The organism is Marivirga tractuosa, assembly GCF_042140215.1.
GTDB classification, from domain to species: domain Bacteria; phylum Bacteroidota; class Bacteroidia; order Cytophagales; family Cyclobacteriaceae; genus Marivirga; species Marivirga tractuosa_A.
Genome location: NZ_CP159478.1, coordinates 1,071,769 through 1,085,923, shown reverse-complemented (window position 1 = coordinate 1,085,923; position 14,155 = coordinate 1,071,769). Strand labels below are relative to the sequence as shown.

The following is a 14,155-nucleotide window of genomic DNA, read 5'->3' as shown; positions in this document are numbered from 1 at the left end:
TAATTGACTTATGTCTAATAAAAAATCGATAGCCATCTTAGGCTCTACGGGTTCAATTGGAACACAAGCCCTAGAGGTTATCAAATCACATCCTGATCATTTTCAAGTTGAAGTATTGACAGCCCAAAATAATGTTGATTTACTCATTCAGCAATCTATCCAATTCAGACCTAATGCGGTTGTAATTGGAAATGATGCTTTTTACGATAAGGTCTTCAATGTGCTCGATCCCTTGGGAATAAAGGTTTATTCAGGAGAAAAATCTTTGGCCAGTGTAGTGCAAATGGAAACCATTGATGTTGTACTGACTGCTCTGGTTGGTTACGCAGGCTTACTACCTACCATCAAAGCCATCGAAGCAGGAAAACATATTGCTTTGGCAAATAAAGAAACCTTGGTAGTTGCAGGAGAACTAGTCACTTCATTAGCTAAACAAAAAGGTGTAAATATTTATCCTGTAGATTCTGAACATTCCGCCATTTTCCAATGCTTGGTGGGGGAATTTCATAATCCAATTGAAAAAATAATTCTAACCGCGTCTGGTGGCCCGTTCAGAGGAAGAAGCAAGAAATTTTTAGAGTCAGTAAAGAAAGAGCAAGCCTTAAAACATCCTAATTGGGATATGGGTGCAAAAATCACCATTGATTCTGCCAGTTTGATGAATAAAGGTCTGGAAGTAATTGAAGCCAAATGGTTATTCAATCTTAGGGAAGATCAGGTAGATGTAGTCGTACATCCACAATCCATCATCCATAGTATGGTGCAGTTTGAAGACAGCTCCATAAAAGCGCAAATGGGGCTTCCTGATATGCGAGTGCCGATTATGTTTGCATTAAGCTATCCTGATCGTTTAAAAACTGATTTCCCTCGCTTTAACTTTATGGATTATCCGCAGCTAACATTTGAACAACCCGATAGCGATACATTCCGTAATTTAGCTTTAGCATTTCATGCACTAGGCAGAGAAGGAAATGCTGCTTGCATTTTGAATGCAGCAAACGAAGTAGTAGTTTCGGCTTTTCTTGAGGACAAAATCTCCTTTTTAGGGATGTCAGAAGTAATCGAAAATTGCCTTGACAAAGTACACTATATAAAAACCCCTAGTTTGGAAGATTATATTTCAACAGATAAAGAAACTAGAATTAAAGCTTTTGAGTTAATAAATTAATGGAAACAGTTATTATGATCGCCCAATTAATATTGGGCTTATCTATTTTAGTAGGATTGCACGAGTTTGGCCACCTGTTGGCAGCCAAGGCTTTTGGTATGAGAGTGGAACAATTTTCAATAGGTTTCCCTCCAAAAATTTTTAGTTTCAAATACGGTGAAACAGAATACGCATTAAGTGCCATTCCTTTAGGTGGTTTTGTTAAGATTTCAGGGATGATAGATGAATCTCTGGATACTAAAAACATGGATAAGGTACCTGAGCCATATGAATTTAGAGCAAAACCCGCTTGGCAAAGATTGATAGTAATGATGGGCGGAATTATTGTAAACGTCATTACTGGTATTATCATTTTCATATTTCTTCAATATGGTTATGGTGAAACTTATCAATCAAAAGAAAACATTACGGAAAACGGTATTTACGCTTATGAGCCAGCCAAAGAAATTGGTTTGCAAACAGGTGACATTATTATTAATGTAAACGGCAAGGAATACGAAAAAGTAAGGGACTTAACAAGTTCAGATGTATTATTGGAATCTGACAGCTATTATACTGTTTTGAGAGATGGTAAGGAAATTGTAATTCCCATTCCCAATGATATGATTGAAAGAATCTCTGAGGACAATCAAAGAGTTGCATTCATTGAGCCCTTATATGAATTTGAGGTTGATAACATAACCCCTCAAAGTAATGCAGATATGGCGGGTCTACTACCGGGAGATAAAATCATTGCGGTAAATGGAGAAGAAATAAAATATTTCCAATTCTTTAAAGAGCGTTTAGCTGAAAATCAGGGAAAAGAGGTTCGATTAACTGTAAAAAGAAATGAGAAAATTGAACAGTTACAGGCTCTAGTTAGTGATGAGGGGACTTTAGGGTTTACGTTTCAACCTCAAATAAAAATAGAGCATGAAAAATTTACTTTTGCTGAATCAATTCCTACTGGAACAGCTAAAGCATTCAATGTAATTTGGTTAAATATTAAAGGATTTGGTAAGATTTTCCGCGGAGAAGTTTCTGCTTCAGAATCTTTATCAGGGCCAATTGGTATTGCTCAAATTTTTGGGGGAGAATGGGTTTGGCAAAAATTCTGGGGAATTACCGGTCTTCTTTCAATGGTATTGGCTTTTATGAACTTTCTACCGATCCCAGCTTTGGATGGTGGCCATGTTGTATTCCTTAGTTACGAAATCATATCTGGAAGAAAACCATCTGATAAATTCCTTGAAAATGCACAAAAAGTGGGTATGGTTTTATTACTAAGTTTGATGGCATTTGCCATATTTAATGACATCTGGAAAGTGATCTTCTAAAAATGAAGCCAACTAAAGTCTTAACTTATATCGTAATAGCAGCAGTCATTTTGATTGCTGTTTTTAGTTTGTTTGATTCTGGAGAAAGTCCTGAAGTTGAAAGCAACTACATTGAAGAAATGAAAGCATTCCGTCATGAAAAAGACAGTTTCATGCGAAATGATGGAAAATCTCCATTTATAGAACAAAATGTGGTGTTCAAAGGCTTAAACTATTTTGATGTAGATGAAAGTTTCAAAGTGAAAGCCTCTGTTGAAGCACTTGAAGATGGTAAAGTTTATGACTTAAGAACAAGTGATGATAAACTAAAAACTTATCAGGCAGTGGCCATTTTACATTTTGATATTGTAGGTTCACATCAAGATTTAACTTTATTACAATCTGCAGTTGATGGCCATTTTTTCCTTTCTTTTTATGATGAAACCTCTGCTATAACCACTTATGGTGCTGGAAGATATTTGGAAGTCGATTATAAAAAAGGACAACAGCAAGTCGTTTTGGATTTCAATAAAGCCTATAATCCATATTGTGCCTATACTGAAGGCTATAGCTGCCCTGTACCTCCACCAGAAAATAATATCTCCATTCCTATTAATGCTGGAGAGAAAAATTATGAATAAGGGTAAATAGTCAGACTTTTCTTTTTTCTTACTAATATAACAAAAAGTCCGCAAGCGTCTTTGACGTAAAAAATATCTCGCAGAGCAGCAATCCTGCCTGATCGGCAGACAGGGGCGCAAAGTTTTCGCGAAGGGAGACATAATTTTTTATCATAAATCTAAATAATTATTTATTTTTATTGTTTTTCGTTGCGTGGACTTAGCGGCTTTGCGCCTTTGCGTGAGTCACCTCAAGCCTTTGGCTTGTAAAACGAAATGAAAGCCTTAGGCTTTCTCAACAAATAAAACAGGAAAAATTACGAATAAGCGTAATTAATCATTCTCCTTATCAATCATTTCTTTAATTTTGTTTTTGGAAAATAAAATGGGCTCCATCAGAACCCATCTTTATTAATAGAGAAGTATAAAAATACAGCAATGAAGATCGCTTTAAACTGGTTAAAGAACTATATAAATATTACGCAATCTCCTGAAGAACTTTCAGAAACCTTGACCAACACTGGATTGGAAGTGGAAGGCATGGAAGAAATTGAAACCGTTCCAGGCGGATTGAAAGGTTTGGTAATAGGAGAAGTCAAAACCTGCGAAAAACACCCTAATGCGGATAAATTGAGCATTACCACAGTTGATATAGGTGAAGATGAGCCTGTACAAATTGTTTGTGGTGCACCAAATGTAGCTACAGGTCAAAAAGTGGTGGTGGCAACGGTGAATTCCACACTATATCCTAATCCAGACGAACCTTTCAAAATCAAGAAATCAAAAATTCGTGGTGAAGTCAGCATGGGAATGATTTGTGCTGAGGACGAAATCGGAATGGGTGCTAGCCATGATGGAATTATGGTATTGAACACTGACAAGCCTAATGGAACTCCTGCTGCAGAATATTTCAATATTGAATCTGACATAGTTTATGAAATCGGTCTAACGCCAAATCGTGCCGATGCCATGGGACATATTGGAGCAGCACGAGATATAAAAGCCGTAACTGGTGAAGAAGTAAGATTTCCTTCAATTCTAGATTTCAAGGTGGATAATCAAGACCTCCCAATAAAAGTTGAAGTTGAAAACAAAGAAGCTTGTCCTCGATATAGCGGCTTGAGCATTTCAGGAATTAAAGTAGCAGCAAGCCCTGATTGGTTACAAAATGCCTTGAAAAGCATCGGTTTACAGCCCATCAACAATGTGGTGGACGTGACCAATTTCGTGATGCACGAATTAGGTCAACCGCTTCATGCTTTCAATGCTGATAAAATTTCAGGCAATACGGTTAAAGTTAAGAATTTAGCTGAAGGCAGTAAATTCATCACTTTAGATGAGAAAGAAAGAAAACTGTCAGCTAAAGATTTAATGATTTGCGATGGAGATTCAAATCCACTTTGCATAGCAGGAGTATTTGGAGGAATCGATTCCGGAGTTAAGGATGATACCACAAAAGTATTTTTAGAATCTGCATATTTCTCTGCAGACAGTGTTAGAAAAACATCGCAGCACCATCAACTAAAAACGGATGCTTCTTTCCGATATGAAAGGGGAACAGACCCAAATATCACCGTCTATGCACTCAAAAGAGCAGCATTATTAATTCAGGAAGTAGCAGGTGGACAAATCAGTAGTGAAATTCACGATGAATATCCAGTAGCCATTCCAAATCGAGAAGTAATGATGAAATATAAAAACATCGACCGATTGATTGGCAAAAAATTGGAGCAGGATGAAATTCATACCATTCTCAATAGATTGGATATTGAAACTACTGACAAAATCGAGACTGGCTTCAAAGCGATAGTTCCGCCTTATCGAGTAGATGTGACCAGAGAAGCCGATGTAATTGAAGAAATCATCAGAATTTACGGATTTAACAATATTGACTTGCCAGAAACACTTTCGAGCAGCTATATGGCAAGTTTTCCTGAAGTTGACCCGGTTAAAATGAGAAAAGAGGCTGGTTTACTCTTAACTGCCAATGGTTTCCAGGAAATCATGACCAATTCATTAACAAAACCTGGTTTCAGTGAACAATTGGATGGTTTCAATTCTAAAGAAAATGTTGAAATCCTTAACAAATTGAGTGAGGATTTAGGCGTAATGCGTCAAGATTTGATGTTTACCGCTTTGGATGTCTTAGCTTACAACATCAATCGGAGACAAACTGACTTAAAATTCTATGAATTTGGAAAAGTTTATAAAAAAATTAATTCCAAATATAAGGAGCAAATGCGCCTTGGGATTTACCTGACGGGGAAAAATGAAGCTGAAAATTGGATTCGAAAAAATGAATCTGTAAAATTTCATGATCTCTATTCGGCAGTTCTGAAAATTTTCAATAAATTTAATGCGGAAAGTATTGAAAATGAAGAATTTCATAACGATTGCTTCGACTATGGCTTGAAGTTAAAAATCAAGCAAAAAGAAGTTGCTGAATTGGGTAAACTAAGTAAAAAAGCCCTGAAATTGAGCGGGTTGAAGCAAGATGTTTTCTATGCAAACATCAATTGGGAAGCGCTATTGAAAATGGTCAATGTCAATATCCAATTTGAGCCGGTGAGTAAATTCCCTGAAGTTAAAAGGGATTTATCATTAGTGATAGATGACAATGTTTCATATGATGAAATTAAGAAGATAAGCTTGAAACAAGCACAATACTTAATCAGTAAAATAGATGTTTTTGATGTTTATCAAGGCGACAAAATCGAGAAAGGAAAAAAAGCTTACGCCTTATCCTTCACCTTGCAAGACAAAACGAAGACATTGACAGATAAGATTATTGATAAAACAATGGACAAACTGATGAAGGCTTTCGAAAGCGAAATTGGGGCAGTAATCAGAAAATAAAATGAATCAAGCAGCTACACATAACGAATTAAATGCCCTAGAGCGAAAAGTTCAATTACTTTTGAATGAATATCAAAATGCTAAGAATGAATTGAGAAGCTTAAAAGCGGAAAATGAAGAATTAAAAGCTGTTTTAAAATCTAAAGACGAGAAAATTAACGACTTTCAAAATCAAGATAAAATTAGTAAAATTGTAGGAAGTATTGGGAAGAGTGAAGCAGAGGCTTCTGAGATGAAGGGTAAAATTGACGATTACATTAAAGAGATTGATAAGTGCATCTTGCACTTAACAAGATAGATAATAACCGGTTTATGAGAGAACTTTCAATCAAGATTAAAATTGCTGACAGGGAATATCCCATGACAGTGAAAGCGGAAGAAGAAGAAAGAGTGAGAAGAGCCGGAAAATTAATCAATGAACGATTGAAATCTTATAGAGAAAAATTCGGGATTGATGACAAACAGGACTTACTTTCGATGGTAGCTTTTGATGCTATTGTTGACAGATTTGGCGTTGAAGAAAATTTACAAAGCAATGACGAATCGGTTTTGAATAAAATAAAATCTATTGAGCATTTAATAAATCAAGCAATATAATCCCTTCCATTCAGAAAAATAGAGCCTATTAGGCAATTACTTGAGAGACGTTTGTTATCCCGATAAATATCGGGACTGATAATCAGAATCAAACATCAGAAATTTCAGTAATTAATTTTGGGTTCTATATCCACATCACCGCTTCCCATTAAATAATAAATAAAAATGGGAACTATATACATAATCATTTCCGGGGTAGTAGGACTGCTTTTGGGCTTTGTGTTAAGCAAAATTGCTCAAAAAAGCCTGCTTAGTAAGCTAGAGAGAGAAGCACAAGATAAAGCAGCTTTGATTGTTCGTGAAGCTGAAGTAAATGCGGAGAACATCAAGAAAGATAAAATGCTCGAAGCAAAAGAGCATTATCTTAAAAAGAAATCAGATTTTGAGGACGAAATTGGGCAACGAAAATCCCAAATGGCAGCTAATGAAAATAAGCTGAAGCAAAGAGAGCAAAACTTCTCCAAAGAGATTGAGCAATTCAAAAGAAAAGAAAACGAGACTCAAAAGCTTCAAGAAAATCTTAATGCTCAATTAGAAGTAATTGCCAAGCGAAAAGAAGAGCTTGAAAAGATTAAGGAGCAACAAGTTAATATTTTGGAGAAAGCAGCTAATTTAACTGCTGATGAGGCTCGTGAGCAACTAATTGAAACGCTAAAAGATGAGGCTGAAACCAAAGCATCTTCATTAATAAAAGACATTATGGAGGAAGCCAAGCTTTCTGCCACCAAAGAAGCTAAGAAGATTGTAATTTCTACTATTCAAAGAACTGCTACTGAACATGCGGTAGAAAACTGTGTGTCTATATTCAATATCGAAAGTGATGATATCAAGGGTAAAATCATCGGTAGAGAAGGAAGAAACATCCGTGCTTTAGAAGCTGCAACTGGGGTGGAAATCATAGTAGATGATACGCCAGAAGCTATCATCATTTCTGGTTTTGATCCAGTGAGAAGGGAAATTGCTAGATTATCTTTGCACAGATTAGTGCAGGATGGTAGAATTCACCCAGCAAGAATCGAAGAAATCGTAAATAAGACTACCAAAAACATAGATGAGGAAATAGTCGAAATCGGGGAAAGAACCGTTATCGATTTAGGAATTCACGGACTTCACCCAGAGTTAATCAAGATGGTGGGTCGATTGAGATTCCGTTCTTCTTATGGGCAAAACTTATTGCAACACTCAAGAGAAGTTGCCAATATGTGTGCTACCATGGCATCAGAATTAGGATTGAATCCTAAATTGGCTAAGAGAGCTGGCTTATTGCATGATATTGGAAAAGTTTGGCCAGAAGAGCCAGAGCAACCACATGCTATTATAGGAATGGAGTTCGCTAAGAGATTTAAGGAGCACCCAGAAGTTTTAAATGCAATTGGTGCTCACCACGATGAAATCGAAATGACTACTTTAATCTCCCCTATTGTACAGGCTTGTGACGCTATCTCAGGCGCAAGACCAGGTGCAAGGAGAGAAATTATGGATAGTTACATCAAAAGACTAAAAGAACTGGAAGAGCTTGCTTTAAACTTTGACGGTGTAAACAAATGCTATGCTATCCAAGCAGGACGAGAATTGCGTGTGATGGTCGATGCTGAAAATGTATCTGATCAAAAAGCTGGGCAATTGTCATTTGATATTTCTCAAAAAATAGAGAAAGACATGCAATATCCGGGACAGATAAAAGTAACGGTTATCCGTGAAATGAGATCCGTTTCTTATGCGAAGTAATTAAATAGAGCCTATTAGGCAATTACTTGAGAGAGGTTTGTAATCATCAGATAATAAGTACCAAATAAAAAATATTTGTAATCTAATTATTAGATTACAAATAAGTTTAAAATTCAATTAAAAGCCCTTTTCAGAAATGATTAGGGCTTTTTTATGCAATTCAAATAAAAATGTAAATTGCTTATTGAAACCTAATGATTCTTCAGATGAAAACCACTTTACTAATCCTGATTTCCCTCATTCTTACTTTCTCCTGTCAAAATCCGAATTTTGAGGAAAAACAGGGCGAGAAAATAGACAACCCTTTCACGGGTAAAAACCCTTGGCCGGAAATCCGCAAAAAGCGAATTAATCATTTATTACCAGAAGCCATGGAAAGAGCTGAGGTAGATGCTTGGATGGTGATTTGTCGGGAAAATAATAATGACCCAATGGCATTACACATTGGGGGAGAGAATGCTGGTGGAACTTCATTTTATGTTTTCTCCAAATCAAATGACAAATTTCAATCTACTGTCTTTTCATCTTTTGGGGAAGTTACTGCTTTGCGTGAATTGGAATTACATGATAGCATTATCAGTGTTTCAAGAGAACAAGATGTTTTTCAATTGGCAACTGAGTATGTTAAGTCTCTTAAGCCTGAAAAGATTGCAATCAACGTGAGTACCGCTAATTCAACTGCAGATGGTTTAAGCCATAGTCAATACAAAAAATTAGCTCAAAGCTTTGGCGATGATTTTGAGAGGAAATTGGTTTCTTCTGAAGAATTAGTCTATGAATGGCTCTCTATCAAATTACCTGAGGAAGTTGAAATTATGCGGAAAGCATCAGAAATAACAGCTCAGTGGGAAGTTGAAGCTTATGAAATGATAATCCCTGGTAAGACCACTGATGCTGAAGTTGCGAAATTCTTAAATGACAAAATCAAAACTTATGGCTATGAAGACGGTTGGAATCCCGAGCAAAATCCGAACGTGAACTCTGGTTCAGACAGAGGACATTCACATGCCACTGATAAAGTAATCATGCCTGGAGATGTGATTCAAACAGATTTTGGAATCAAAGTTTATGGTATCTGGGTAACCGACATACAGCGTTTTGCCTATGTATTGAAAGAGGGAGAAGAAAAAGCTCCAGAAGAAATCCAGCGTTATTGGGATGTAGCGAAAAGAGGGCATCGATTGGTATTTGAAAATATGAAGCCTGGCGTTTCTGGTTTTGAGTTGGATAAAGCTCAAAGAGAATGGATGAAAGAAAATGGTTCTTTACCAGTCCCATGGAGCACTGGACATCCTGTTGGCTATGTTGCTCATGATGTTGGTCCCTCACTTGGTGGTGGAAAGGAAGGCATCACTCCTTCCAAAGCTTCACTGAAACCTTTAAAAGAAGGAATGGTATTCGCTTATGACGGTTTTTATGCCTGGGAAATTGAAGGCGGTGAAAAAACGATTTCTGTTGAGGAAATGGTGGTGGTGACAGAAGATGGAGCTGAATATCTTACAGAACCACAAGAAGAATTAATTTTAATCAAAAAATAGCTACTAAAAATAGTGATTGCATCTAATTGCTTTGAACACTGGCAATATTCTTTTGATTAATTATTTAAGAAAATTTTAAAAACCATCTATTTGATGACATTGGTCATCCTTTTCCATGATTAATACAAAAACTACCTATTTACCAGATACTTAACTATTCTTTCACCCCCTGATTTCGTATTTTAAGTAAACAATTTAATCACCCAAGGTAGATGTTATTGAATTTAAAAGGTAGAAATCATGGAAGCAAAGAAAAACCCCCGAGTTGATATATACCGATTGAAAAATGTTTTTTTCAATTTCGGTTTAATGATTTCAATTTCTGTAGTTTTTGCAGTATTTCAATATAAAACATATGAAAATGCTACAGTACTAGATTTAGGAAGTTTAAATAAAACAACAAATGAAATAATTGAGATTCCTCCTACAACACAGCCACCTCCACCACCTCCAAAAATCCAATTACCCAAGATTATTGAAGTTGCCAATGAAGAATTGATTTTAGAGGATTTGGATCTAAAATTGGATATTGAAATGAACGAGGATACAAAAATCGAGCAGGTAACATTTGAAGAAGATTTAGAAACTGAACCTCCTGAAGAAGAAGCGGATAAAATTTTTATGATAGTGGAACAAGACGCAGCGCCTGTAGGTGGAATTAAAGCCTTCTATGCGTATGTAGGAGATCAACTTACCGATAACTACCCTACTGCTGCAGCTAGAATGAATATTGAGGGAGTAGTTTATATACAATTTGTAGTTGAAAAAGATGGTAGCATCACACAGGTTCAAGCTGTGAAAGGAATTGGAGGAGGTTGTGACGAATTAGCCATCGAGGTAGTAAAGAATTCTCCTAAATGGAATCCTGCCAAACAAAGAGGAAGAGCCGTTCGATCAAGAAAAGTAATTCCTATTCGTTTTATACTAAGACAAAAATAGTTCTAAATCAGTATAAACTTGAGGAAATTCAGCATCAGGTTATTATAGTTGAAGAGTAAAGTGAACCAACATCAGCCTGATGTTTTATATTTAGAGCATTAACAATTTGACACCCATAAACGCAAAAACCGTCCATATAGACGGTTTTAACTTTTTTATGCAGAGGCGGAGGGATTGTTATTAAATCTTATAAAATACTGTATATCAATACATTACTTACGTTTAAAATTAATAAGTGAAACAAAAGTGAAACACTTTAAGGAATCCCTTTTGGATTTGAACCCCTGTCCCCCTAGAAAAAATAAATTCTATTTTTCTTGAATTTAATTTTGACTTCGGTCAAAACTTCAAAAAAAACACCTCTCAGTTTCCTCATATCTACCTTTACGCAGAATTTCTCCATCACTCATAATACTCGCTTGAAAGGAACTGACAAGGCTAAATGTATATTTAGAATAGATGCCAAATTATGCTAGCAAATGTTTCACCCTAATTAAGTGTTTCACCTCGATCAAATTTTCTTATATGTTCACAAAACAAAGATGTTCACGTAACGTGAACAAGCCAAAAATGTAAACAGCTAAAACGACCATGAAGCTTACTCCATGTTCATGTTCATTCTTTTCAATCTATCTTCATAGTAATCTGCATATAGCTTTTTACATTCATTATTTAAATATGACTGTTCAATAAGCTGGTGAACGGCCTTATTTGATTTAATAAATTCAGCTAGTATTTTCCTGATTCTTGAATCTTTAATGCCAATTCTTTGACCAAATTCAAAGAAGTCCTGGTAAGTATAGAACCCCGAAGCCTCAAAGGCATTTGAAAAGCCGTCTGTCAATAAATCCAGCGCCATGTCTGATTCACTTGGTGAATGAATACGAGTGCACAAAAGATCATATACAGGAGTTAAAACATAATCACCTTGTTCGGATTGCAAAACAGAGAAATTTTTTAAATGAGCATCACCATTTGAAAATACATAATTAAACAAGATCATCCGTAAGAATTTCTCTAGCTCTATTATATAAGTAGGAATATATTTTTGGATGAGTTCAGCAATCTCCTCATAAGATAAGTCATACTTGTAGTTTTCCCCATGCGTTTCCGAAGTCATCTGAGCAATTTGTGCAAAATCTTCTTGTTGGATTTTCTTATTATGAGTTTGGTCAAATCTACGGACTATATATGCTGGGCTACCATCTTTAAAATCCATCAATGCATTAGCTGGGACATTCATTTTAAATAACTGCTTAGCGATTTGCATAGTGAGATGCTCATTTGCTGGCGCTTGATCTAAAAACTTGAATGTGCCAGTAGGAATGGGTTTAAGAATATACTGTCCTCCAGTATCCGTCAGTTTTAATTCATTATCTTCTAATCTTAAGGAATATTTTACCTGAACTCCTGAAATAGATATCTTCTTTGTATGCTCTAGATAAGAATCAGATTTCTCTTCATAAGGAGAATTAAAAGACAAAGTATGTGCTACTTTTTGACCATCAAAAAGCTCTTGCAAACATTTTTTGCAAAACCCAATTTCAACTTCTTTCAAACAGCCCGGACAATTCATTCTGATAATTCTTTTACTGTGATAGCACCAATGGTATCAATTTTAGCAGTTTTCATTAATAAGCTAAAATGATCTTCTTCATCAATTTTCAATAACCTACACTGCGTTAACTTATTAACTCCTTCTGATAGGAGCCCAAAAAAGAAAGGGAACAGTACTTTAGATCTATAAATTTTCTCTGATTTAGGAAGCGTTAAACTGATGGCTGAAGTCTCAGAATTTGCTAGATATTCTTCATCATATTGAAATAGATATTCACCTTCCTTAGTTTTTTCTAAGTAGCCTGCTAATACTTTATTGTTATATATAGCAGCTCTCCTTCTCATTTCATCACATTCGTATCAATTGACAATCCCAATACTTCACAGATGTTCAACAAACTGTCCAACTCAGGATTGGCTTCTCCTTTTTCAATGGAACGTAATGTCCTTTCCGATATTCCTGAAATATCAGCCAGATCTTCCTGCGTGATTTTGAGGAATTTTCTTCTTTCTCGTATGCTATTTCCTAATTCTTTTTTATCCATTCCAGCAATATTTTGCCGATTTTGAACAAATAACAACAAAAACGAATCGAAATCAAACAAAACGGCAATATTTTGCCGATTATAAATTTTGTGAAGATATAAAGGCAGAATATTTATATTATCGGCAATATATTACCGATTAGAAAAAATATTCCAGTACGTATTTGATTTTTATTTGACTTTTTTGGAATAAAAAAAAACCGTAACTACCTGATATTCAAAGTAATTACGGGTTAGCTAATTGCAGAGGCGGAGGGATTCGAACCCCCGGTACCTCGCGGTACATTGGTTTTCAAGACCAACGCAATCGACCACTCTGCCACGCCTCTAAATTGTAAAAATGATTTGCTTTGTGCGAATCGGATTGCAAATGTAGGTGAAAATATTTTTTGTGCAAACGGAATCTTAAAAAATATTAATCAGCTTTAATTTTATTCTTAATTCTCGCTTTCTCTAGACTCACATTCAACTGCAGCCCTACAATTAAAAATAAAGACAAAAAGGAAAACCAGATCATAATGGCAATTAAGGCTCCGATTGAACCATAAAGCTTATTGTAGGTTCCGAAATTATTGATATAAAAGGAAAACCCAAAAGAAACGGCCAAGCATAAAAAGGTGGCCAATATGGAGCCAGGATTAAAAAAGTGCCATCTTTTATGGATTGCCGGTGCCCAATAATAAATTACTGAAATGGCTATCTGGAAAAGGAAGAATATAACCAAAAACCTTAAGCCAATGAAAATATAGACCTCGAAACTATCGCTTATAATTCCAAAATCCTCCAAAAAGTATATCAACTGCTGCGCAACAATCAGTAAGACTATTGATAAGGATAGCACAAAAGCTAATAGAAAAGTTAAGCCAATCGCTATTGCTTTAGCCTTAAAAAATCCTCTACTGTCTTTGGTGCGATAGGTTTTATTAAAGGCCGTCATTAATGCACTAGTTCCATTGGTCGCAAAATAAAGTGCAAAGATAAAACCAACGGATAGCAGTCCTCCCCTCGATTTGGACAATATATCATGAATGGTGGATTCAGCCTCTTGATATATAGATGGTGGCATGGTTTCCTGAAGCAAGCTCATCACCTCCTCGGTCAAATTATCAATAGGCAATTCAGGTATCAATGTAAATAAGAATATAATGGCAGGGAAAATGGCCAATGTAAACTGAAACGCAACATTATTGGCTCTTTCAATCAAATTATGATCACTTAATTCTCCAATAAAAATTTTAATTAAATTAAAATAAGAAACCCCACTCCTCTTCAAGCGCTTTCGTTTTAAGAAGTGTATTGTTCTTCTTAAAAA

Annotated in this window: 13 protein-coding genes and 1 tRNA gene; 9 read left to right on the top strand and 5 right to left on the bottom strand. The window is 35.7% G+C overall.

Annotated features, from left to right (window positions below; all coding sequences use genetic code 11):
* Positions 1–10: 10 nt before the first annotated feature.
* The 9 genes from ABWH96_RS04940 to ABWH96_RS04900 all read left to right on the top strand — a co-directional run bounded on the left by ABWH96_RS04940 (position 11) and on the right by ABWH96_RS04900 (position 10,741).
* Complete coding sequence (locus ABWH96_RS04940; protein ID WP_375580384.1) at positions 11–1,168, top strand: 1-deoxy-D-xylulose-5-phosphate reductoisomerase; 1,158 nt, start codon at positions 11–13, stop codon at positions 1,166–1,168.
* Positions 1,168–2,484, top strand: a complete 1,317-nt coding sequence (rseP, locus tag ABWH96_RS04935; protein ID WP_375580383.1) for an RIP metalloprotease RseP — start codon at positions 1,168–1,170, stop codon at positions 2,482–2,484. Before ABWH96_RS04940 ends, rseP begins: the two co-directional genes overlap by 1 nt.
* A 2-nt stretch (positions 2,485–2,486) precedes the next feature.
* A complete protein-coding gene (locus ABWH96_RS04930; RefSeq protein WP_375580382.1) occupies positions 2,487–3,104 on the top strand; it encodes a DUF1684 domain-containing protein in 618 nt (205 codons plus the stop codon).
* Positions 3,105–3,521: 417 nt separating this feature from the next.
* Positions 3,522–5,939 carry a phenylalanine--tRNA ligase subunit beta gene (gene pheT, locus ABWH96_RS04925; RefSeq protein ID WP_375580381.1) on the top strand — a complete coding sequence of 806 codons (2,418 nt, stop codon included), beginning with the start codon at positions 3,522–3,524 and terminating at the stop codon, positions 5,937–5,939.
* Between the two features lies 1 nt (position 5,940).
* The gene (locus ABWH96_RS04920) at positions 5,941–6,237 is read left to right on the top strand and encodes a hypothetical protein (RefSeq protein WP_375580380.1); all 297 of its coding nucleotides are present in this window, start codon (positions 5,941–5,943) and stop codon (positions 6,235–6,237) included.
* 14 nt (positions 6,238–6,251) lie between these two features.
* Complete coding sequence (locus ABWH96_RS04915; RefSeq protein WP_308350775.1) at positions 6,252–6,536, top strand: cell division protein ZapA; 285 nt, start codon at positions 6,252–6,254, stop codon at positions 6,534–6,536.
* A gap of 165 nt (positions 6,537–6,701) precedes the next feature.
* Positions 6,702–8,264 (top strand): ribonuclease Y, encoded by a 1,563-nt coding sequence (rny, locus tag ABWH96_RS04910; RefSeq protein WP_375580379.1) that lies wholly within the window; start codon positions 6,702–6,704, stop codon positions 8,262–8,264.
* A gap of 206 nt (positions 8,265–8,470) precedes the next feature.
* A complete protein-coding gene (locus ABWH96_RS04905; protein ID WP_375580378.1) occupies positions 8,471–9,802 on the top strand; it encodes a M24 family metallopeptidase in 1,332 nt (443 codons plus the stop codon).
* A gap of 240 nt (positions 9,803–10,042) precedes the next feature.
* Positions 10,043–10,741: an energy transducer TonB gene (locus ABWH96_RS04900; protein ID WP_375580377.1), complete on the top strand. Its 699-nt coding sequence runs from the start codon at positions 10,043–10,045 to the stop codon at positions 10,739–10,741.
* A gap of 598 nt (positions 10,742–11,339) precedes the next feature.
* Here the strand turns inward: ABWH96_RS04900 and ABWH96_RS04895 are convergent.
* The 5 genes from ABWH96_RS04895 to ABWH96_RS04875 form a co-directional block, all read right to left on the bottom strand.
* Entirely contained in the window at positions 11,340–12,263 is a 924-nt protein-coding gene (locus ABWH96_RS04895) for a type II toxin-antitoxin system HipA family toxin (protein ID WP_375580376.1), read from the bottom strand.
* A gap of 50 nt (positions 12,264–12,313) precedes the next feature.
* A complete protein-coding gene (locus tag ABWH96_RS04890; protein WP_375580375.1) occupies positions 12,314–12,643 on the bottom strand; it encodes a HipA N-terminal domain-containing protein in 330 nt (109 codons plus the stop codon).
* Complete coding sequence (locus tag ABWH96_RS04885; RefSeq protein WP_375580374.1) at positions 12,640–12,843, bottom strand: helix-turn-helix transcriptional regulator; 204 nt, start codon at positions 12,841–12,843, stop codon at positions 12,640–12,642. The genes ABWH96_RS04890 and ABWH96_RS04885 overlap by 4 nt, the downstream gene beginning before the upstream one ends.
* Before the next feature lie 244 nt (positions 12,844–13,087).
* Positions 13,088–13,172, bottom strand: a tRNA-Ser gene (locus ABWH96_RS04880).
* 86 nt (positions 13,173–13,258) lie between these two features.
* Complete coding sequence (locus ABWH96_RS04875; RefSeq protein WP_375580373.1) at positions 13,259–14,116, bottom strand: YihY/virulence factor BrkB family protein; 858 nt, start codon at positions 14,114–14,116, stop codon at positions 13,259–13,261.
* Positions 14,117–14,155: the final 39 nt, after the last annotated feature.